At 72.5% G+C, this 20,341-nt stretch carries 18 protein-coding genes; 7 read left to right on the plus strand and 11 right to left on the minus strand.

The window, feature by feature from the left end:
- Positions 1-168: 168 nt before the first annotated feature.
- The 4 genes from TPA0908_RS05315 to TPA0908_RS05330 form a co-directional block, all read right to left on the minus strand.
- Entirely contained in the window at positions 169-3,054 is a 2,886-nt protein-coding gene (locus TPA0908_RS05315) for a glycoside hydrolase family 9 protein (protein ID WP_281935188.1), read from the minus strand.
- A 198-nt stretch (positions 3,055-3,252) separates the two neighbouring features.
- The gene (locus TPA0908_RS05320) at positions 3,253-3,441 is read right to left on the minus strand and encodes a flavin reductase (protein ID WP_281935190.1); all 189 of its coding nucleotides are present in this window, start codon (positions 3,439-3,441) and stop codon (positions 3,253-3,255) included.
- A 68-nt stretch (positions 3,442-3,509) separates the two neighbouring features.
- Entirely contained in the window at positions 3,510-3,803 is a 294-nt protein-coding gene (locus TPA0908_RS05325; RefSeq protein ID WP_281935192.1) for a hypothetical protein, read from the minus strand.
- Positions 3,800-3,940 (minus strand): hypothetical protein, encoded by a 141-nt coding sequence (locus tag TPA0908_RS05330; RefSeq protein ID WP_281935194.1) that lies wholly within the window; start codon positions 3,938-3,940, stop codon positions 3,800-3,802. The genes TPA0908_RS05325 and TPA0908_RS05330 overlap by 4 nt, the downstream gene beginning before the upstream one ends.
- A 256-nt stretch (positions 3,941-4,196) precedes the next feature.
- On the opposite strand from TPA0908_RS05330, the gene TPA0908_RS05335 reads away from it, so the two are divergent.
- Together TPA0908_RS05335 and TPA0908_RS05340 are read left to right on the plus strand one after the other, a co-directional pair.
- Complete coding sequence (locus TPA0908_RS05335) at positions 4,197-5,000, plus strand: helix-turn-helix domain-containing protein (protein ID WP_281935196.1); 804 nt, start codon at positions 4,197-4,199, stop codon at positions 4,998-5,000.
- Positions 4,991-5,182: a DUF397 domain-containing protein gene (locus tag TPA0908_RS05340; protein ID WP_281935198.1), complete on the plus strand. Its 192-nt coding sequence runs from the start codon at positions 4,991-4,993 to the stop codon at positions 5,180-5,182. Before TPA0908_RS05335 ends, TPA0908_RS05340 begins: the two co-directional genes overlap by 10 nt.
- Positions 5,183-5,819: 637 nt before the next feature.
- Here the strand turns inward: TPA0908_RS05340 and TPA0908_RS05345 are convergent.
- Together TPA0908_RS05345 and TPA0908_RS05350 are read right to left on the minus strand one after the other, a co-directional pair.
- Complete coding sequence (locus TPA0908_RS05345; protein WP_281935201.1) at positions 5,820-6,947, minus strand: GNAT family N-acetyltransferase; 1,128 nt, start codon at positions 6,945-6,947, stop codon at positions 5,820-5,822.
- A gap of 81 nt (positions 6,948-7,028) precedes the next feature.
- Positions 7,029-7,733 (minus strand): ACT domain-containing protein, encoded by a 705-nt coding sequence (locus tag TPA0908_RS05350; RefSeq protein ID WP_281935203.1) that lies wholly within the window; start codon positions 7,731-7,733, stop codon positions 7,029-7,031.
- Between the two features lie 147 nt (positions 7,734-7,880).
- Here TPA0908_RS05350 and TPA0908_RS05355 point away from each other — a divergent pair, with 147 nt between their 5' ends.
- A complete protein-coding gene (locus TPA0908_RS05355) occupies positions 7,881-8,954 on the plus strand; it encodes a phosphotransferase family protein (RefSeq protein WP_281935205.1) in 1,074 nt (357 codons plus the stop codon).
- The gene (locus tag TPA0908_RS05360; RefSeq protein ID WP_281935207.1) at positions 8,954-10,165 is read left to right on the plus strand and encodes an acyl-CoA dehydrogenase family protein; all 1,212 of its coding nucleotides are present in this window, start codon (positions 8,954-8,956) and stop codon (positions 10,163-10,165) included. The genes TPA0908_RS05355 and TPA0908_RS05360 overlap by 1 nt, the downstream gene beginning before the upstream one ends.
- 67 nt (positions 10,166-10,232) lie before the next feature.
- On the opposite strand, the gene TPA0908_RS05365 is transcribed toward TPA0908_RS05360, so the two are convergent.
- From TPA0908_RS05365 to TPA0908_RS05385, 5 genes are all read right to left on the minus strand, one after another.
- Positions 10,233-11,279, minus strand: a complete 1,047-nt coding sequence (locus TPA0908_RS05365) for a LacI family DNA-binding transcriptional regulator (RefSeq protein WP_107162237.1) — start codon at positions 11,277-11,279, stop codon at positions 10,233-10,235.
- A gap of 85 nt (positions 11,280-11,364) precedes the next feature.
- The gene (locus tag TPA0908_RS05370; protein ID WP_281935209.1) at positions 11,365-12,798 is read right to left on the minus strand and encodes a GH1 family beta-glucosidase; all 1,434 of its coding nucleotides are present in this window, start codon (positions 12,796-12,798) and stop codon (positions 11,365-11,367) included.
- Positions 12,795-13,691: a carbohydrate ABC transporter permease gene (locus tag TPA0908_RS05375; protein ID WP_281935211.1), complete on the minus strand. Its 897-nt coding sequence runs from the start codon at positions 13,689-13,691 to the stop codon at positions 12,795-12,797. The genes TPA0908_RS05370 and TPA0908_RS05375 overlap by 4 nt, the downstream gene beginning before the upstream one ends.
- A 10-nt stretch (positions 13,692-13,701) precedes the next feature.
- Positions 13,702-14,679 carry a carbohydrate ABC transporter permease gene (locus tag TPA0908_RS05380; protein ID WP_281935213.1) on the minus strand — a complete coding sequence of 326 codons (978 nt, stop codon included), beginning with the start codon at positions 14,677-14,679 and terminating at the stop codon, positions 13,702-13,704.
- 121 nt (positions 14,680-14,800) lie between these two features.
- Entirely contained in the window at positions 14,801-16,120 is a 1,320-nt protein-coding gene (locus tag TPA0908_RS05385; protein ID WP_281935215.1) for an ABC transporter substrate-binding protein, read from the minus strand.
- 334 nt (positions 16,121-16,454) lie between these two features.
- On the opposite strand from TPA0908_RS05385, the gene TPA0908_RS05390 reads away from it, so the two are divergent.
- From TPA0908_RS05390 to TPA0908_RS05400, 3 genes are all read left to right on the plus strand, one after another.
- Complete coding sequence (locus tag TPA0908_RS05390; protein ID WP_281936256.1) at positions 16,455-17,225, plus strand: pyrimidine reductase family protein; 771 nt, start codon at positions 16,455-16,457, stop codon at positions 17,223-17,225.
- Between the two features lie 203 nt (positions 17,226-17,428).
- Positions 17,429-19,177 (plus strand): ATP-binding protein, encoded by a 1,749-nt coding sequence (locus tag TPA0908_RS05395; RefSeq protein ID WP_281935217.1) that lies wholly within the window; start codon positions 17,429-17,431, stop codon positions 19,175-19,177.
- A 13-nt stretch (positions 19,178-19,190) separates the two neighbouring features.
- Positions 19,191-20,339 (plus strand): exonuclease SbcCD subunit D, encoded by a 1,149-nt coding sequence (locus TPA0908_RS05400; protein WP_281935218.1) that lies wholly within the window; start codon positions 19,191-19,193, stop codon positions 20,337-20,339.
- Positions 20,340-20,341 lie beyond the last annotated feature (2 nt).

Here is a 20,341-nt window from a genome sequence, read left to right on the forward strand (position 1 = left end):
TCTGGGCGGGGACGACTGGACGTCAAGGTTGAGGTATCTAATTCCTTCGATATTTCCATCGACCGCGCGGGTGGACAATATGTTTCGGAAAAGTTTCGGAAGATTTCCGGACCGCGTGCGCGGTCGGTCACCCGGTGTGATGACCGACCGCGCCCGCCGGATCGGTGGTCAGGAGACGGTGCAGGCGCTCCCGTTGAGCGTGAAGCCGGTCGGCCTCGGGTTCGTGCCGGTGTGGGTGCCGTTGAAGCCGAAGCTCGTCGACGCCCCCGCCGCCAGCGTCCCGTTGTAGGCGAGGTTCGAGGCGGTCACCGCCGTGCCGGTCTGGGTGACGTTCGCCGACCAGCCCTGCCCGACCTTCTGCCCGGTGCTCGGGAACGTGAAGGCGAGCGTCCAACCGTTGATCGCGCTGGTGCCGGTGTTGGTGACCGTGACGTTCGCGGTGAACCCGGTGTCCCAGGTGTTCGCCGTCCAGGTCACCGCGCAGCCGCCGCCGGTCGGCGCGGCCGTGGTGGTGACCGTGACGCCGGGCGAGGCCGGCGAGACGTTGCCGGCCGCGTCCACCGCGACCACGGTGAACGTGTACGCGGTGGAGGCGGTCAACCCGGTCACCGCCAGCGTGGTGCCGGTGGTGGAGCCGACCAGCACGGTCCCGCCCCGGTAGACGCGGTACCCGGTCACCCCGACCGCGTCGGTGGCCGGACCCCAGGTCAGGGTGAGCCCGGTCGGGCCGACCGCCGACGCGGTGGGCGTGCCGGGCGCGGTCGGCGGCGTGGTGTCCGGCGCCGGGGCGGCCGGCGTGGTGACGGCCAGCGCCGCCGAGGCCACCGACCGGTTGCCGGCGCCGTCGACCGCGCGCACGGTGAACTGGTACGTCCGCTCCGGCGTCAACCCGGTCACCGCGAGCGTGTTCGTGGTGGCCGGGCGCAGCACCAGCGCGTCGCTGCCGGTCTGCGCCTGGGTCACCTCGTAGCCGGCCAGGCCGCTGCCGCCGGTGTCGGTGGCGGCGGCCCAGGTCAGCGTCAGGCCGGTGGCCGTGACGCCGGAGGCGACCGGGGTGCCGGGGGCGGTCGGCGCGGTGGTGTCCGGAGTGGCCGGGCCGGGCTCGTCGCCCCACACCCGCACACCGCCGGAGTAGAGCGGCACCTTGCGGTTCGGCCCGGCGGTGGCCTGGTACGACGGGTCGTTCGTCGGGTCCCAGGTGCCGCCCTCCGGCACGCCGATCTTGAACTGCACCTCCATCCGGTGCTGCGACTGCCCGGCCGGCGCGATGGTGTAGCCGGTGCAGTCGACCTCGACGTACCAGATGTCGCCGGAGAACTGCTTGGCCGTCGACGGCGACGGGCAGCCCTGGGTGTAGCCGGGCGTGACGGTCACCGGGCCGGTGCCGTCCGGCCGGAAGTAGTACCGGAACTTTCCGGTGGTCAGCGCCCGGGCCGGGAACGCCGACTTGTTGTAGATGATCGCCTTGAGCCCGGTGGCCCGCGGCTCGGCCTGCATCACCGTGGTCTCCACGGTCAGCTCGTCCATGTCCGGCGTCTCGGCGGTCGGGAAGCCGGCGCGCGGGCTGCCTCCGTACTCGTTGGTCAGCCGGGCCAGCGCGGAGGTGAAGCCGGCGTTGTAGTCGGTGGCCACCTCGTTCATCACGTAGTCCGACCGGCTGTCGGTGTACGCGTCGTTGGCCGCCGACGGGCCGCCGACCAGCGCGCCGTAGAGCACGTGCCGGGTCTCGACCGGCACGGTCTGGCTGTCCCACCAGGAACCGTGCGCGGTGCGGTGGTGCGGGTTCTTCGGGGAGTTGGTCCCGAACCCGATCAGGTAGCTGGAGTTGCGCGGGTTGTCGCCGAGCGCGTAGTTGACCTGCCGGACCGCGAAGTCGTGGTAGCGCGTCTTACGCGTCGCGTCGGTGGTCCTGTCGCTGTAGACCAGCGCGGCGAACGCGGTGTTGGCGGCGTAGCGCAGCGCGCCCCAGGAGTCGAGCACCGCCATCCCGCCCGGCGAGTAGGGCACCTTCTGCCCGTTGACGCCCACGGTCCAGTAGTCCAGCCAGCGGTTGGCGTCGTCGACGTACTTCTGCTTGCCGGTCAGGTTGGCCAGCAGCACGTACGCGCCGAACTGCTTGTTGTCCCAGGCGAGCGTCCACTTGTAGGAGCGGGTGGTGGACTGCGGTTCGGTGCCGAGCTTGTCGTACTCGCTCTCCGCCTTGGCCAGGTAGGCCGCGTCGCCGGTGGCCCGGTACAGCCACGTCGCGCCCCAGACCAGCTCGTCCTGGTAGCCGCTCCAGGACTTGTAGAACGACGCCGCGTCGGTGATGCACTCGCTGTACGACTTCCGCACCGTGTCGGCGAACGTGTAGAGCTGCTTGGCGTGGCCCAGCAGCTTGTCCGCGTAGGCGGCGTCGGTGGGGCGGAACACCATCGACGACGCGGCCATCGCCGCCGCCGTCTCGCCGGCCAGGTCCGCGCCACCGCAGCTCGCGTCGATCTTGTACGCGGGCCGCGCCATCGGCAGCACCTCGGCCGGCCCCCACCACTTGTGGTCGTCGTCGCCCTTGCCGACCTGGCCGTAGAGGACGTTCGGCGCGGGGTGTGCCTTGACGAAGTAGTCGTTGACGAAGCGCAGATTGTTGAGCAGATAGCTGAGCTGGCCGGAGGCGACGTAACCGTCCCGGTACTCGACCGCGCCCCAGGCCAGCATGGTGGTGCTGAACGCCATCGGGAAGCCGAACTTCACGTGGTCGCCGGCGTCGTACCAGCCGCCGGTCAGGTCGACGCCGACGTCGGCGCCGTCGGTCAACGCCGAGTCGCCCCGCCAGGAGACCCGGTTCCAGGACGGCTTGCGGCCGGACTGCTGCGCCTCGTAGAAGAACAGCGACTTCTGCAACGCCTCGGCGTAGTTGTACGCGGCCGCGGCCTGCGCGGCCGGGGCGGACGCGGTGGCCGGCGCGGCGGCGGCCGGCAGCGGCACGGTGGTGGCCAACGCGGCCACCAGCGCGGCGCCGGCGGCGAGCAGCCGGCGGGACGGGCGACCGCGCGGCGGCGGGGTCGGTCGGGGCATGGCGAGCTCCTGTGGAGGATGGGCTGCCGCACGGCGGCGCGATCGGCGTCGGACGGTGCCGGTCGGGCCGCCGTGCGGCGGTGGTGGTGGGGTGGGCCGCAGGAGCGCGGGAGCGCTCCCATGGATGGTTGACAATGTAATCTCGCCGCCGCCGGTTTGGGAAGACGGCCGGGAGCGAGGCGGGTCGGTCGGGGAGGGTCAGCCGCGAGGCTCGGCCCAGGCGGTGAAGCGGTCTTCGAGGCCCGCCGGGCACCGGCCGCCGTCCAGCTCGGCCAGTTCCTCGGCCGCAGTCTCGTGCAGGGTCAGGAGGTACGCCCTCAGCTCGGCCTTCCGCTCGCGGTAGCGCGCGAGGAGGGTCAGCTTCGCCGTCGAGCACGGCCAGGCCACCCCGCAAGCACGGCAGCGCCAGGTGGGCCGCGACGGGACGTGGTCGGCGGGGCCGGGGCGGCGGGCCATCACACGAGAGCGCCGACGCGCGGGCGGCGTTGCGACACCGGCGGCGGTGGGGTCAGCACGCGCACTCCGCTCCGCCGCAGGAACAGGGACCGGCGGGCGGTCGCGTTGCCGTCCGGGCCGAGTTGGTAGACGTCGGCCCACAACCAACCGTCGTACGTCGTCCAGTCCAACACACGGATCAGCCGAACCGTGATCGGCCGGGTGAACTGCGGCGACGCCTCCCCGGTCAGGTGCAGGACGTCGCCAGCACGCAGCGCGGGCACCTCCGGCCGGCGGCGGCGCGGCGCGGTCACCGGCCGTCGCCCGGTCGCGGGAAGAGCGTCGTCGCGGCCGGCGACGACAGCCAGCGCGACGACGGAACGCGGTTCGGTCGGACCGGCGGCGGGGTCGACTGCGGGCTGGGGGTCGGCTTCTCCTCGGGCACGGACACGCCCTCCTCTCGCGGGGGAAATGGAAGGGGGACCGCCCCGCGCTGGTGCCTGCCGGACGAGGCGGTCCCCTGACTGACACGGTCGCCGGGTCTCGGGTGGTCCCTGCCGGCCGCGCCGCACTGGTGACACTCTTGTGCGTGACCGCCTAGTGTCGGAAGGTGTTCGGCCACGTTGGAGAGAGTGCGGCGACCAGCGTTTGCCCTGGTGGGGAGCCATGGAGGCGCATCGGCTGAAGGTGGGGGAGGCTTGGGGAACATGACCATGACAGCCGCCGAAGTCCTGCTCGACGAGCTACGGCACGCACGTGCGTCTCGCGGCCTCAGTCAGGACGATTTCGGCAAGCTCATCAGCTACTCGGGCACGCACGTCAGCGCCGTTGAGACCGGCTCGCGCCCGCCGACCGGCGATTACGCCGCCTCGATCGATCGCGCGCTGAAGACCGGGGGCATGTTCGCGCGCCTACTCGATCGGCTCTCCGAACTCGACGCCGCGCCGCTCTGGCTACGCGAGTGGATCACCTTCGAGCAGCAGGCCCGCACGTTGCGGTGGTATGAGGTGGCGTGGGTACCCGGACTCTTACAAACCGAGGCGTACGCACGCGCCGTGTTCGGCAGCGATGGCAGGATCAGCGCCGAGGAGGTGGAGACGCGAGTAGCCAAAAGGCTTGCACGGCAACAGATCCTCGCCAGCGACGACCCGCCGCACCTCGTTGCCGTTCTAGACGACGCAGTCCTTCGGCGGCCCGTCGGCGGCCCCGCAGTGATGCGCGAGCAACTGTTCCACCTGGCGCAGCTCAGCCAGCACCGGCGGCGCGTCAGAATCCACGTCGTACCGCGTGGGGTCGGCGCGTACGCTGGCCTCGACGGGCCGTTTGTCGTCGCGACCCTGGCGGACTTGGTTGACGTGGGCTACCTCGACAACCGGCTGCGGGGTCAGGTGGTCGAGCGGACCCCCGAGGTGGCGGCCCTACGCGAGCAATGGGAAGCCATCCTCGCCGAGGCGCTGACACTGCAACAGTCCTCCGAGCTGATAACGGAAGTGGCAAAGTCATGGACCTGACTGGCGCGCACTGGCGCAAGAGCACCCGCAGCGGCAGTAACCAAGGGGCCTGCGTGGAGGTCGCCGACAACCTTCCCGGCGTCGTCGGCGTACGGGACTCGAAGGACTCGACCGGCCCGACGCTCGCCTTCGAGCCGGCGTCCTGGCGGGCGTTCGTCGCCCAGATCGCCGAGCGCGGCTGACCGCTCCTGACCCGAGAGCGCCCCGGACCCGTGCGGCCCGGGGCGCTCCCCCGCCGGGCCTGCGGCGGTCTGGCGTGATGGTCGAGCGGGTCGAGCACCTGATGACCTGCGCGGAGCAGCCCCATATTCATTTGCGTTCGTGCCACTGTCCACTGGCACCCACTCCGGGCTGCCCGGAGCATTCATCCTGGCTGACCCCGACACACTTCAGGAAGCGGCGAACCTCTGCCGATCTTGGACTTGTGGCACCTCCGATTTCATGCCGAATCGAACATTTCCTGGCACCACAAGTCCATGATCGACGAAACCCTCACCTCGAGCCCGCCGCACTTGCCCCGGACCCGTACGGCCCGGGGCGCTCTGCCGTGTCGGGCGTCGGCGGGCGTCGGGGCTGGCGACGCGTGGTCGGCATCTTGCCGGCGGGCAGGTCGCGGCGGACGAACCGTCAGCTACCCGCCGCCCAGGGACACGAACGGGGCCCCCGCACCGGAGGCCCCGTCCGTGTCACCGTCCCCCGCATCGGAGGTCGGTCAGGGTGGCGCCGCATCGGCGCCGGTGTCGGCTCCCCGCCGGGCCCCCGTCGGCGTGCCGCGCCGTTGCGGCTCACCGAGTGGCCCCGGCCGGGCTGCCGTCAGCTCTAACCCGGCCGCTGCGCCGGCAGGCCCGCCGCGGTGTCCCGGCCGGGCCACGCCGGTCGGACGGCCCCCGGCCCTCGGCCGCCCGGCACGCCCACCCGGCCGGCGGGGGTCAGCGGCAACGTCGCGGTCAGCACGCCGCCGTCGCGGTCCAGCGTCACCGGCCGGTCCAGCCGGCGCAGCGTCCGCAGCATCGGCGTGTTCTCGGCCTGCACGTGCAGCAGCACAGCGGCGCAACCGGCCCGGCCGGCGTGCCCGAGCAGCCGACGCAGCAGCGCCGAGCCGAGGCCCCGCCGCTGCCAGTCGTCCCGGACCAGCAGCGCCGCCTCGGCCTCGTCGCCCTCGCCGAGCAGGTTGGCCATCGCCACGACCGACTCCGCCGCCCCGCCGGAGCCCGCCGTGGCGAGCAGGGTCACCCCCCGCGCCGGTTCGAGCAGCCGACGCAGCCGGGCCGGCGACGGGTACGCGCCGCTCAGGTAGCGCCGCTGCCGGCTCCGCTCCGAGCAGCCGACGTGCAGTTCGCGTACGGCCGGCACGTCGTCTGCGGTGGCCGGCCGCACCGACACCTCCCCGCCGTCGGGCAGCACCAGCGTGACCCGGTGGGTGTCCCGGCGGTCCAGCGTCGCCGCCAGCTCGACCAGCGCCTGCGCCCGGGCGTACTCGGCCGGGGTGAAGCTCGGCTCCCGACGGCGCAGCTCGTAGGCGCCGCCCGCCGGGTCGGCGAGCAGCATCGTGGTGCCGCCCACGCCGCCCGGCGCGGCGGTGGACGTCGGACGCCAGGTCACCGCGTCGGCACCCAGCAGCGTCCGCAGCGCCGCGCCGGGGCCCTCCGGATCGCGGAGCAGCCGACCGGCCAGGCCGAGCACCCGGGTCGGCTCGTCGGCCAGCCCACGCGCCTCGCTGCGCGCCACCCAGCAGTCCCGTCCCCGGCCCCGCTCGACCGCGGCCCGCAGGTCGGCCTCGGTGATCTGCTCGGGCGCGTCGACCAGGAAGTCGTCGACGGCGCCGACCTCGGTGGTGTGCACCTGCACGGTGAGGATGTTGACCCCGCGCAACGCGAGGCTCGCCGTGAGCACCGACAGGTAACCCGGCCGGTCGTCCACGGTGGCTCGGATCCGCCACAGCGCCATGGTTGTCTCCCTTCCTCACCACCGACCATGCCGGTCGCCTGTTGCGCCCCCGTTGCCCCGGGGTGACGCCCCGCCTCCGGGTCAGGTGACGGTGGTCACCGGCGGCGTGCCCACCAGGTCCAGCCGGTCACCGAGGATCACCGCGCTGGCGCGGACGAGTTGGGCGAGCCGGTCCACCTCGGTGGCGTGGAACGCGGCCGCCGAGAGCGGCTCGCCGTGGTCGCGGGAGACCACCAGCACCAGCCCGGCCCGGCCGAACGGCGCCACCGCGTAGTGGTGCCCCTCCGGGCTGGTCAGCGCGCGGGCGCGCAGCGGGGTCACCTCGGGCAACCGGGGCGGCGTCGGGGTCCGCCAGCTCGCGTGCCCGACCGTGGCCGAGCCGGCCCCACCGGGACGCGCGGCCCAGTCCAGCGGCACCACCGCGGCCACCGCCCAGTCCGCGGCGAGCAGGCCGGGCACGGCGTCGACGAGCGTGGCCACCCCGTCGGTCGGGTTCGCCGCCACCTGGGCGAGCAGCTCCGCGTCCTGGCCGGTGGTGGTCGGCGTGCCGATCGCCCGCCACACCCCGTCCACCCGGACGCCGGGGATCGCGGCCAGCCCGGCGAGCAGCCGTTCCACCCGCGCCGCGCCCGGCCAGACCACGGTGAAGTCGTCGACCGCCCGCCCACCGAGCCGCTCCAGGACCACCACCTGGACGATGTCCGCCCCGGAGACACCGAGTGTCCGGGCCACCTGGCCGAGCGTGCCCGGTCGGTCGGGCAGGGTCACCCGAACTCTCAGCAGCATGTTGATCCCCTCCGCTCGGCGGGCCGGCGCGTGGCCGGCAGGCTGTTCCCAGCCTGCCGGCCGGCCGTTTCGTCCCCGTTGCCGCGGCATGTCCCGCCGGGAAAATCCGACCTTGACAACAAAGCTGAGCTGCCGTCGACTATCCGGATGACCGATCCGGCCGTCGACGCCACCCGGCCACCGACCGGTCCGGCCCCGCGCGGGCTCGACCTCGACCGACTCGCCGCCCACCTGGCCACCCACCGGCCCGAGCTGGCCGGGCCGCTGTCCGCGCGCCTGATCGCCGGCGGCAAGTCCAACCTGACCTACCTGCTGCGCGCCGGTGACCGCGAGGTGGTGCTGCGCCGGCCCCCGCTCGGGCACGTGCTGGCCACCGCGCACGACATGGCCCGGGAACACCGGGTGATCTCGGCGCTGGCCCCGACCGGCGTGCCGGTCCCCGAGGCGCTGCTGCTCTGCGCCGACGAGAGCGTCATCGGCGCGCCGTTCTACCTGATGGCCCACGTCGACGGCGAGGTCTACCGGCGGCGCGAGCAGACCGACGCGCTCACCGCCGGCCAGCGGCGTGACCTCGCCATGGCGATGATGGACACGCTCGCCACGCTGCACCGGGTGGAGCCGGCCGAGGTCGGGCTGGCCGACTTCGGCCGCCCCGACGGTTACCTGGCCCGGCAGGTCCGGCGCTGGGCCGGGCAGCTCGACCGGTCCCGCAGCCGCCCGCTGCCCGGCATCGACGAGCTGCGCGACGCGCTGGCCGGCAGCGTGCCGGAGGGCGCGAACGCGGGCCGGATCGTGCACGGCGACTACCGGCTGGACAATCTGCTCACCGCCGTCGAGCCGGTGACGGTGCGGGCGGTGCTCGACTGGGAGATGGCCACGCTGGGCGACCCGCTGGCCGACCTCGGCCTGCTGCTGACCTACTGGGACGTGCTGGGCGACAGCGACCTCGCCGAGGGCAACCCGGTGGCCGACGGGATCGGCCCCCGGGCCGGCTTCCCCACCGGCGCCGAGCTGATCGACCGCTACGCCGGCCGCAGCGACGTCGACGTCGGCCCGTTGCACTGGCACGTGGCGCTCGGCTGTTTCAAGCTGGCGGTGATCTGCGAGGGCATCCACTACCGGCACACCCTCGGGCAGACGCTGGGCGAGGGGTTCGACCGGATCGGCGAGATGGTGGCGCCGCTGGTCGCGCACGGTCTGCACGCGGTGAGGGAGAAGTGATGGAGTTCGCGTACGACGACCGCACGGTCGAGCTGCGGCAGCGGCTGGAGGCGTTCCTCACCGAGTGCGTCCTGCCGGCCGAGCCGGTGCACCACGAGCAGGTGCTCGCCGCCGGCGACCCGTGGGCCCGGCCGCCGGTGATGGACGAGCTGAAGGCCGAGGCCCGGGCCCGGGGCCTGTGGAACCTGTTCCTACCGGACGCGCGCTACGGCGCCGGCCTGACCAACCTCCAGTACGCGCCGCTGGCCGAGCTGACCGGGCGCAGCCCGCACCTGGCCCCGGAGGCGCTGAACTGCGCCGCGCCGGACACCGGCAACATGGAGCTGCTGGCCGAGTTCGGCTCCGACGCGCAGCGGGAGCGCTGGCTCGCGCCGCTGCTGGACGGCACGATCCGCTCCGCCTTCTGCATGACCGAGCCGGAGGTCGCCTCCTCCGACGCGACGAACATCGCCACCCGGATCACCCGCGACGGCGACCACTACGTGGTCGACGGCCGCAAGTGGTGGTCGTCCGGGGCGATGGACCCGCGCTGCGAGGTCTTCATCGTGATGGGCAAGACCGACCCGGACGCCGACCGGCACCGCCAGCAGAGCATGATCCTGGTCCCCCGGGACACCCCTGGCGTGACGGTACGACGCGGGATGACCGTCTTCGGCTACTCCGACGCCCCGCACGGCGGGCACGCCGAGATCGACTTCACGGGTGTCCGGGTGCCGGTGGAGAACCTGGTCGGCGCCGAGGGCACCGGCTTCGCCATCGCCCAGGCGCGACTCGGTCCGGGGCGGATCCACCACTGCATGCGGCTCGTCGGCATGGCCGAACGGGCGCTGGAGCTGCTCTGCCGCCGCGCGCTGGACCGGGTGGCGTTCGGCCGCCCGCTCGCCGAGCAGGGCGTGGTACGGGAGTGGATCGCCGAGTCCCGGGTCCGGATCGAGCAGGCCCGGCTGCTGGTGCTCAAGACCGCCTGGCTGATGGACACCGTGGGCAACAAGGGCGCGCACACCGAGATCCAGGCCATCAAGATCGCTACCCCGGCGATGGCCGAGTGGGTGATCGACAAGGCGATCCAGGCGTACGGCGGGGCCGGCGTCAGCCAGGACACCCCGCTCGCCGCGCTCTGGGCCCAGGCCCGCACGCTGCGCCTGGCCGACGGCCCCGACGAGGTCCACCGCGCGTCCCTCGCCCGCCGAGAACTCCGCCGCTGGTCCTGACCCACCCCCACCCCCACGCCCGCTGATGCACGGATCGTGCGGGGGGAGGTGGTGGTGGTGGGGTGCGTCAGGCGGAGGCGCGGTGGATCAGCTCGGTGTTCAGGAGGACGTGCGGGGAAGGGACGTCGTCGCCGCGGATGCGGGAGACCAGGAGGCGGGCCATCTGCCGGCCCATCTCCTCCACCGGCTGGAACACCGTGGTCAGCGGCGGCTCGGCCTGGCGGGCGATCGGGGCGTCGTCGAAGCCGATCACCGCCACGTCCTCGGGCACCCGGCGACCCGCCTCCCGCAGCGCGCGCAACGCGCCGAAGGCCATCAGGTCGGAGGCGACGAAGACGGCGTCCAGATCCGGGCAGGAGTCCAGCAGCCGACGCATGGCGGCCGTGCCGCTGCCCTCGCTGAAGTCCCCGTACGCGATCAGGCCGTTCTCGACCATGCCCCCGGCGGCGCGCACCGCCTCCCGGTAGCCGGAGAGCCGGGCCAGGCCGGCGCCCATGTCCTGCGGGCCGGCGATGGTGGCGACGCGCCGCCGCCCCCGGGCGAACAGGTGCTCCACCGCCTGCCGGGCGCCGCCGACGTTGTCCACGTCGACGAACCACGCCGGTTGGGCGTTCGGGTGCAGCATCCGGGCCGGCCGGCCGCCGAGCACCGCCGGCAGGCCGCGCTCCTCCAGCAGCGTGGGCAGCGGGTCCGAGTCGTGCAGGGACAGCAGCAGTACGCCGTCCACGTGCTGGTTGGTCAGGTGGTGCTCGACCCGCTCCCGCTCGATCGGCGACTGCACCATCGCCAGCCAGAGCTGCATCGGCGTCTCGACCAGCCCAGAGCTGACGCCGCGGACGATCGCCGCGAAGAACGGCTCGGTGAAGACCCGCTCCCCCGACTCGGAGACCACCAGGGCCACCGAGTCGGTCCGCTGGGTGACCAGCGCCCGGGCGGCCCGGTTCGGCACGTAGCCCAGCTCGGCGATGGCCTGCTGGACGGCCGCCCGGGCCTCCGGACTGACCTGCGGCGAGCCGTTGACCACGCGGGAGACCGTGCCGCGCCCGACGCCGGCGCGGGCCGCGACCGCGTCGAGGGTCGGGCGCCCGAGCGAGCGGGTGCGCTGCGTTGTCATCGTCTGTGCTCCTCCGACGGTCGGGCGGGCCCGGCACCGGTTGAGGCTCCGGCGCCGGGCACCACCCGTTACTGGCTGGCCCAGCTTATTGTGCGGCCAGGCCGTTGCGTCGGATCACGTCGGCGTACCACCTGGCGCTGGACTTCGCGATCCGGGCCTGGCTGTCGTAGTCGACATAGACCATGCCGAACCGCTTCGTGTAGCCCCAGGCCCACTCGAAGTTGTCCATCAGTGACCAGGCGAAGTAGCCCTTGAGCGGCACCCCGGCCTCGATCGCGGCGTGCGACGCGCGCAGGTGCGCGGCGAAGTAGGCCAGCCGGTCCGGGTCGTCCACCCGCCCGTCGGCCAGTGTGTCGACGAACGCCGAGCCGTTCTCGGTGACGTAGAGCGGCAGGTCGGTGTACTCCCGATGGACCCGCTCCAGCGTCTCGGTCAGGCCCGGGGCGTCGATCTCCCAGTCCATGTCGGTCACCGGCACGCCCCGGGTGACGAACCGGACGTCCTCGCTGCCCGGCCAGCAGGACGGCGCCCGCCAGTAGGGCTCCGGCTCCCCGCCCTCGACCGGCGCGGCGACCACGTGCCGGCTGTAGTAGTTGACCCCGACCATGTCCAGCGGCGTGGAGATGGTGGCCAGGTCGCCGTCGCGGACGTGCCCGAGGTCGGTGACGCTCCGCAGGTCGGCGATCAGATCGGCCGGGTACGCGCCGCGCAGCACCGGGTCCAGGAAGAAGCGGTTGGCCAGCGCGTCGATGCGGCGGGCCGCGTCGGCGTCCGCCGCCGACCCGGTGGCCGGGGTGACCGGGTAGAGGTTCACCGTGATGCCGAGTTCCGCCTGCGGGCGGGACGCCCGCACCGCCTGCACGGCCAGGCCGTGGCCGAGCATCAGGTGGTGCCCGGCCCGGACCGCGTCCGCGCCGTTCGACCGGCCCGGCGCGTGCACGCCGGAGCCGTAGCCGAGGAACGCCGAGCACCACGGCTCGTTCAGCGTGGTGAAGTACTTCACCCGGTCGCCGAGCGCGTCGGCGACCAGCGCCGAGTATTCCGCGAACCGGCCGGCGGTGTCCCGGGCCGGCCAGCCGCCGGCGTCCTCCAGCGGCTGGGGCAGGTCCCAGTGGTAGAGCGTCACCCAGGGCTCGATGCCGTGCCCGAGCAGCTCGTCGACCAGGCGGTGGTAGAAGTCCATCCCCTCCTGGTTGACCCCACCGGCGCCGCCCGGCTGCACCCGGGGCCAGGAGACGGAGAAGCGGTAGGACCGCAGCCCCAGGTCGGCCATCAGCCGCACGTCGTCCGACATCCGGTGGTAGTGGTCACAGGCCACGTCGCCGGTGTGCCCGGCTACCGTCCGACCCTCGGTGTGGCTGAAGGTGTCCCAGATCGACGGCGTACGGCCACCCTCCGCCGCGGCGCCCTCGATCTGGTACGCGGCGGTCGCCGCGCCCCAGAGGAAGCCGGGCGGGAACGTGACGGCCGGGCCCTCGTCGAGAACGCCGACGGCGGGCGGGCTGGCTGGGTTGCTCACGACTTGACGGCGCCTTCCATGATGCCGCCGATGATCTGGCGGCCGAACAGAACGAACACGATGAACAGGGGCAGGGTCGCGATCAACGTACCGGCGAAGATCTGCGAGTTGTCGGCGAAGTAGGCGGTGTTGAGGCTACGGAGCGAGATCTGGACGGTGGGGTTGGACGGGTCGGCCAGCACCACGAACGGCCAGAAGAACTGGTTCCACTGCTCCATGAAGGTGAGCAGGCCGAGCACCGCGGCGGCGGGCCGCAGCGCGGGCATCACCACGTGCCAGTACACCCGCCAGGTCGAACAGCCGTCCACCCGGGCGGCCTCGATCAGCTCGTTCGGGACGGCCTGTTCGGCGTACTGGCGCATCATGAAGATCCCGAAGCCGCCGATGAGGAACGGCACGGTGACCGACGGCATGGTGTTCAGCCAGTCGAGCTTCGCCATCAGGATGTAGAGCGGGAGCACACCGAGCTGGATCGGCACCATCATCGAGGCGAGGATGATCAGCAGCAGCGCGTTCTTGCCCCGGAAGCGGAGCTTGGCGAACGCGAAGCCGGCCAGCGAGCCGAAGAACACCGTGGCGATGGTGATCGTCCCGGAGACCAGGAACGAGTTCATCAGGCCCTTGACGACGTTGGCGTCGCCGTTGGCCAGCACCCGCTCGATGTTCTCGCCGAGCTTGCCGCCGGGCAGGAACGGCGGCGGCCAGGAGTTGGCGGCGTCGTTGGTCCGCGAGGCGATGACGATCATCCAGTAGAACGGGAACAGCGACAGGAACACGCCGAGGACCAGCCCGAACCAGGTGAGCGGGCTGGCCTTGAAGAGCCGCTCGGCCTGGTGGGTGGCCTTGGCGGGCGCGGGCGGCCGGGTGGGCGGACGGAGTGCGGTGGTCGTCATCTCGTCACCTTCACTTGTCGGAGCTGATGCGGCGGGCCAGCAGGTAGTTGACCGTCGACATCAGTGCGATGAGCACGAAGAGCACGAGCGCGACCGCCCCGGCGTAACCCCACCGGAAGCGCTGGTTCATCACGTCGAGCAGGTACATCGTGATGGTCTGGAACTGGCCCTCGGAGCCGCCGGAGAGGCCGCCCGACCCGCTGGTGAACAGCAGCGGCTCGGTGAAGAGCTGGAGCCCGCCGATGGTCGAGATGATCAGCGTGAAGATGATCGTGGGGCGCAGCTGCGGGACCGTGATCGACCAGAACTGGCGGCGCCGGGACGCCCCGTCGAGCGCGGCGGCCTCGTACATGTCCTTGCTGATCGACTGCATGGCGGCCAGGTAGATCAGCGCGTTGTAGCCGACCCACCGCCAGTCGACCATGGTGGAGATGGCGAACCAGGAGGCGAAGCGGTTCGCCCGCCAGTCGATCGGGTCCAGGCCGACTGCGTCGAGCAGCCAGTTGATCAGGCCGAAGTCCTTGGCGTAGATCATCGAGAAGATCAGCGCGACCACCGCGGTCGAGGTGATGATCGGCATCGCGATGGCCATCCGGAAGAAGGTCTGCGCGCGCAGCTTCCGGTTCAGCGCGTTGGCCAGCATCAGCGCCAGCATCAGCTGGGGCACGGTGGAGAGCACGAACATGCCGAACGTGTTCACCACCGCGTTCCAGAACTGCGGGTCGTCGGTGAGCAGTTCGACGAAGTTGTCCAGCCCGACGAAGGAGATCGTCGCGTTGAGCGGGGACCGGTCGGTCAACGCGATCCAGACCGTGTACACGATCGGGTACGCGCTGAACACGGCGAAGAGCAGGAAGAACGGCAGGACGTACAGGTAGGGCGAGTACTTCAGGTCCAGCTTGGTGGCCGAGCTGGCGCGGCGGTGCGAGGTGCGGGCGCGCGGCGGGCGGGGCTCGGGCGGCGCCGTGGCGTGCAGGTCGAGGCTCATCAGGAGTCCTTCTCCTCGGCCGGCGTCGCCCGCCTCACGGGCGGCGCCGGGCTCTGCGGGCACCGCGGGTGGCGCCGGCAGCACGGGGCTGCCGACGCCACCCGCGAGCGGCTCGGCCGGATCACTTACCGGCGGCCGCACCGTTCTTCAAAGCCGCCTGCCACTGCTCGTCGGCGGACTTGCCCTGCTCCACGGCGCGCAGCGTGTTCTCCACGGCGGTGCGGACCGCGTTGTTCTTCGGGCCGAGGTAGACCGGCTTCAGGTCGGTGGCGCCAGCGGCGAAGATCTTGCCGACCGGGGCCTTGCTGAAGTAGTCGTTGGTCGAGTCGGCCACGGCCGGGTCGGTGAGCGCCTGCGGGTTCGACGGCAGGTTGCCGACCGCCTTGAACGCGCCGACCTGACCCTTGGCGCTGGTCAGGAACTTGGCCAGCTCCGCGGCCTCCTTCTGGTGCTTGCTCGACTTCGGCACGCCGAGGAACGAGCCGCCCCAGTTGCCACCCGCGCCGGGGGCCTTGGCCACGTCCCACTTGCCGGCCGCCGCGTCACCGGCCTGGCCCTTGATCACACCGGTCATCCACGCCGGGCAGGCGATGGTGGCGAAGGTGCCGTTCTTGAAACCGGCGTTCCACTCGTTGGAGAAGGACTGCAGGTTGTTCGACAGCCCGGCGGCGATCATCTTGGTGGTGAGCTGGTACGCGGCCTGCACGTCCGGGTTCTGGTCGATGACCAGCTTGTTGCTCTTGTCGTAGTACGTGTAGCCGGTGCCCTGGCCCGCGATCTGCATCAGCACCACGTTGTAGAAGTTGGTCGCCGAGTCGACGAACTTGTGCTTCTTGTCGGCGGCGGCGAACTTCTGGCCGGCCTCGATGAACTTGTCCCAGGTGGGCCAGAGCGCGCCGACCTGCTCGCGGTCGGTGGGCAGGCCGGCGGCCTTGAACAGGTCGCTGCGGTAGCACAGCGCCATCGAGCCGACGTCGGTGCCGAGGCCCAGCACCTTGCCGTCGGGGGTGGTGCCCTGCTCCCACTTCCACGGCAGGAAGTTGCCCTTGAGGTCGTTCGCGCCGTGGTCGGCCAGGTTCACGAACTTGTCGGCCTGCGCGTAGAACTGGACGATCGTGCCCTCTTCGAGGGCCACCACGTCACCGGCGCCCGAGCCGGCGGTGATCTGCTGGGTCAGGCGGGTGTTGTAGTCGCCGAGACCGAGGCCCTTGCCGCGCTCCTGGATCTTGACGTTCGAGTGCTCGGCTTCGTACTGCTTGTACAGGTCTTCGTAGCCGAAGCCCTGGTCGCCGAAGACGTCGACGACCAGGGTGACCGGGCCGCCGCTGTCCCCGCCGCCTGACGAGTCGTCGTCGTTGCCGCAGGCCGTGGCGCCGGCAAGCACCATGGCGGACGCGAGTGCGATGGCCGCGAAGCGCCGACGGTGGATCGGGACGCTCATCTTCAGACCCCTCTTTTCGGTGGTGAGGCGAGATATCTGTGTGGTGGGGGGTGCGTTTGGCGCCGGGCCGGAGCGGGCAGGAAAGAGATTCACACCACTGCCGGGAGCGCTCCCATGAGATTGCCGGCAGGTAACAGGGGTGTCAATAGGCCGCTGGGAGCGTTCCCATTTCGTTACCGCGTGCGCCCCGCCACCCCGGCGCCGCATAGGCTGCCAGCATGATCTGCCGAGCCTGCCGGGAGCGGCGGCACCGCGACTGCCGTGGCCGGACGTGGTGCGACTGCCAACACCGCGCACCCGGGCCCACGCCGCCGGTCACCGGGCCGGCCGGCGAATGAGCGGCGGCACCCCGATCGCACGGGTCTGGCCCGCACCCGGGACCGGTCCGCTCACCGACCCGCAACTCACCGCGCTCTACGACCGGGCGACGCAGCCGCACCTGCGGGTCAACTTCGTCGCCAGCGCGGACGGCGCGGTCACCCTGGACGACTATTCCGCCGGGCTCTCCGGCGAGCCGGACAAGCGCGTCTTCGGGCTGCTGCGGATGCTCTGCGACGGCCTGCTGGTGGCCGCCGGCACGCTGCGGCACGAGGGCTACGGCGCGGTCCGGCTGAGCGCCGACCGCCGCGCCTGGCGCCGCGAGCGGGGTCTGGCCGAGTTCCCGACGCTGGTGGTGGTCTCCGGCTCGCTCGACCTCGACCCGGCGCAGGGCTGCTTCGCCGACGCCCCGGTCCGGCCGCTGGTGCTCACCCGCTCCGGCGCCGTGCCACCAGCCGGGCTCGCCGAGGTCGCCGACCTGATCCGCTGCGGCACCGACCACGTCGACCTGGCCGCCGGGCTGGCCGAGGTGCGCCGACGCGGGCTGGGCCAGGTGCTCTGCGAGGGCGGCCCGCACCTGTTCGGCGCGCTCACCGCCGCCGACCTGGTCGACGAGCTGTGCCTGACCGTGGCGCCGCTGCTCGCCGGCGCCGGCCCCGGCCGGATCACCGCCGGGCCCGGCAGCGCCGCGCGCCACCTGCCACTGCGGCACGTACTGGCCGCCGACGACGGCGTGCTGATGCTGCGCTACGCCCGCGACCCGGGCGACCCGCCGCCCGCCCCCTGACCACCCACCCACCCTTCGGGCGGCGGTGACCTGCGGCGCGAGCGCCCGTCGGGAGCGGAATCACACGTACCGTGTTCGCCCGGATCCGCCCGGCGAGCGGCCGGCGTGGCGTCCGACGCGTCGCGTGGCAACCTGTCGCATCCCTCGGGCAGGATGCAGGACGTGCGCCGCCAATCCGACGACCAGCCGACCGGAGACCGCCGATGACCGACGACCAGCTCGACGGCCCCGGCGAGGGGGTCGGCCGGGTGCTCGGCACCGCCGACGCCACCCCGCTCACCTTCTGGACGGCCGTCGCCCCGGGGAGCTACCTGCAACTCGACGACGTGGTGGTGACCCGACGCGAGCTGCCCGACCGGGAGCCGGTGACCATCGCCGGCGTGGTGACCCAGGTGCGCGCCCGGCACGAGGGGGCGCAGTTCGACTCCGACGTCTTCGCCATCGCCGACGGCACGCTGCCGGCGCAGGTGCAGGAGGCCGCCGAGATCACCACCACCCGGGTCGATCCGGAGTTCTACGTCCCGCCCACGCCGGGCGCGGTGGTGCACCGGGCCGAGGGTGACGCCCGGGCCCGGGCGCTGCACTTCGACCGGATGGAGCGGCGGATCCCGATGGGGATGGGCCGCGACGGCGTGCCGGTCTACCTCAACGCCGACTTCCTCGACGGCACCCGGGGCGCGCACGTCTCCATCTCCGGCATCTCCGGGGTGGCCACCAAGACCAGCTTCGCCACCTTCCTGCTCTACTCGGTGTTCCGCTCCGGCGTGCTCGGCGGCGACGCGGTCAACGCCAAGGCGCTGATCTTCAACGTCAAGGGCGAGGACCTGCTCTTCCTCGACCACCCGAACACCCGGCTCGACGACCCGACCCGCGCGGCGTACGCGAAGCTCGGTCTCGACGCCGGCGCGTTCCCCGACGTGCGGGTGTACGCCCCGCCCCGGGTCGGTGACTCCTCCGGCACGCCGGATGTGAGCAGCCGGCTCACCGGCGTGGACAGCTTCTACTGGACGCTGAGCGAGTTCTGCGCCGACCGGCTGCTGCCCTACGTGTTCGCCGACGCCGACGACGAACGCCAGCAATACACCATGGTGGTCCACTCGGTCGCCGCCCACCTGGCCAGATACGCCCAGCCCGCCGACGGCGGGGTCAGCATCGACGGGGTTCGCCTCGGCTCCTACGCCGACCTGGTCGACCACGTGGTCGAGCAGCTCAACGACGACGAGACCCGGGGCGACTGGGCCGGCAGCGCGGTCGGCCTGGGCACGGTCAACGCGTTCGCCCGCCGGCTCATCGGCAGCAAGAAGGACCTGGGCCGGCTCATCCGAGGTGACCTGGCCACCCGCCGCCCGCACTCGATCAACACCGCGGAGAGCGCCCAGGTCACCGTGGTCGACCTGCACAACCTGCCGGACCGCGCGCAGCGCTTCGTGGTCGGTGTGACGCTCAAGAGCGAGTTCGAGCGCAAGGAGAAGGCCGGCACCGCCAAGCCGTTGCTCTTCGTCGTGCTCGACGAGTTGAACAAGTACGCGCCCCGCGAGGGCTCCTCCCCGATCAAGGAGGTGCTGCTCGACATCGCCGAGCGGGGCCGCTCGCTGGGGGTGATCCTGGTCGGCGCGCAGCAGACCGCGAGCGAGGTGGAGCGGCGGATCGTCACCAACTCGGCGATCCGGGTGGTCGGCCGGCTCGACCCGGCCGAGGCGTCCCGCCCGGAGTACGGCTTCCTGCCGCCCGCCCAACGCCAGCGGGCGCTGCTGGCCAAGCCCGGCACCATGTTCGTCAACCAGCCGGACATCCCGGTGCCGCTCTGCCTGGAGTTCCCGTTCCCGGCGTGGGCCACCCGGGTCTCCGAGGCGGGCCGCGCCCCGTCGGAGACGCTACGGTCGATCACGCAGGCCGCCGACCCGTTCGCGGTGGTCGGCTCCGGCACCTCCGACGACGACATCCCGTTCTAGGCGGCGACCCACCATGAAGATCCTGCACACCTCCGACTGGCACGTCGGCAAGGTCCTCAAGGGGCAGTCCCGGGCCGAGGAGCACACGCAGGTCCTCGCCCAGGTGATCGACATCGCCCGCGAGGAGCGGCCCGACCTGGTGATCGTCGCCGGTGACCTCTACGACACCGCCGCGCCGACGCCGGAGGCGACCCGGCTGGTCACCCGCGCGCTGACCGCGTTGCGCCGCACCGGCGCCGACGTGCTGGCGATCGGCGGCAACCACGACAACGGCGCGGCGCTCGACGCGCTGCGCCCGTGGGCCGACGCCGCCGGCATCACGCTGCGCGGCAGCGTGCGGGAGAATCCGGCCGAGCACGTCATCGACGGGGTGACCCGCGACGGCGAGCGGTGGCGGGTCGCCGCGCTGCCGTTCCTGTCCCAGCGCTACGCGGTCCGCGCGGTGGAGATGTACGCGCTCACCCCGGCCGAGGCCAACCAGACCTACGCCGACCATCTCGGCCGGGTGCTCGACAAGCTGGCCGAGGGCTTCACCGAGCCGGACCGGGTGCACCTGGTCACCGCGCACCTCACCGTGGTCGGGGCGAGCACCGGCGGCGGCGAGCGGGACGCGCACACCGTGCTCGGCTACGCGGTGCCGGCGACCGTCTTCCCGGGCAACGCGCACTACGTGGCGCTGGGCCACCTGCACCGCTCCCAGCGGGTGATCGGCCCCTGCCCGATCCGCTACAGCGGCAGCCCGCTCGCGGTCGACTTCGGCGAGCAGGAGAACGTCGGCTCGGTGACGATCGTGGAGGTCACCGCCACCACCGCCGCCCGGATCCGGGAGGTGCCGGTGCCCGGCGCGGTGCCGCTGCGCACGGTGCGGGGCACCCTCGCGCAGCTCGCCGAGATCGAGCCGCCGGACGGCTGGCTGCGGGTCTTCGTCCGGGAACAACCCCGGGCCGGGCTGCGCGAGGAGGTCCAGGAGCTGCTCCCCCGCGCGCTGGAGATCCGGATCGACCCGGAGCTGATGCCGGCGCCGGGCAGCGGCACCCGCACCGCCCAGCGGGCCGGCCGCTCGCCGCGCGAGCTGTTCGCCGACTACCTGGGCAGTCGTGGGCACGCCGACGACGGCGTCCGGGAACTCTTCGACGAGCTGCTCGAGGAGGTGGAGCACTGATG

This window comes from Micromonospora sp. AKA38, from assembly GCF_027925725.1.
Taxonomy (GTDB): Bacteria; Actinomycetota; Actinomycetes; order Mycobacteriales; family Micromonosporaceae; genus Micromonospora.

Excerpts from the sequence above, each read along its gene's own strand:
- TPA0908_RS05315 (WP_281935188.1), bottom strand. The coding sequence starts at position 3,054 with ATGCCCCGACCGACCCCGCCGCCGCGCGGTCGCCCGTCCCGCCGGCTG.
- TPA0908_RS05335 (WP_281935196.1), top strand. The coding sequence starts at position 4,197 with ATGACCATGACAGCCGCCGAAGTCCTGCTCGACGAGCTACGGCACGCA.
- TPA0908_RS05340 (WP_281935198.1), top strand. The coding sequence starts at position 4,991 with ATGGACCTGACTGGCGCGCACTGGCGCAAGAGCACCCGCAGCGGCAGT.
- TPA0908_RS05345 (WP_281935201.1), bottom strand. The coding sequence starts at position 6,947 with ATGGCGCTGTGGCGGATCCGAGCCACCGTGGACGACCGGCCGGGTTAC.
- TPA0908_RS05350 (WP_281935203.1), bottom strand. The coding sequence starts at position 7,733 with ATGCTGCTGAGAGTTCGGGTGACCCTGCCCGACCGACCGGGCACGCTC.
- TPA0908_RS05355 (WP_281935205.1), top strand. The coding sequence starts at position 7,881 with ATGACCGATCCGGCCGTCGACGCCACCCGGCCACCGACCGGTCCGGCC.
- TPA0908_RS05360 (WP_281935207.1), top strand. The coding sequence starts at position 8,954 with ATGGAGTTCGCGTACGACGACCGCACGGTCGAGCTGCGGCAGCGGCTG.
- TPA0908_RS05365 (WP_107162237.1), bottom strand. The coding sequence starts at position 11,279 with ATGACAACGCAGCGCACCCGCTCGCTCGGGCGCCCGACCCTCGACGCG.
- TPA0908_RS05375 (WP_281935211.1), bottom strand. The coding sequence starts at position 13,691 with ATGACGACCACCGCACTCCGTCCGCCCACCCGGCCGCCCGCGCCCGCC.
- TPA0908_RS05380 (WP_281935213.1), bottom strand. The coding sequence starts at position 14,679 with ATGAGCCTCGACCTGCACGCCACGGCGCCGCCCGAGCCCCGCCCGCCG.
- TPA0908_RS05385 (WP_281935215.1), bottom strand. The coding sequence starts at position 16,120 with ATGAGCGTCCCGATCCACCGTCGGCGCTTCGCGGCCATCGCACTCGCG.
- TPA0908_RS05390 (WP_281936256.1), top strand. The coding sequence starts at position 16,455 with ATGAGCGGCGGCACCCCGATCGCACGGGTCTGGCCCGCACCCGGGACC.
- TPA0908_RS05395 (WP_281935217.1), top strand. The coding sequence starts at position 17,429 with ATGACCGACGACCAGCTCGACGGCCCCGGCGAGGGGGTCGGCCGGGTG.
- TPA0908_RS05400 (WP_281935218.1), top strand. The coding sequence starts at position 19,191 with ATGAAGATCCTGCACACCTCCGACTGGCACGTCGGCAAGGTCCTCAAG.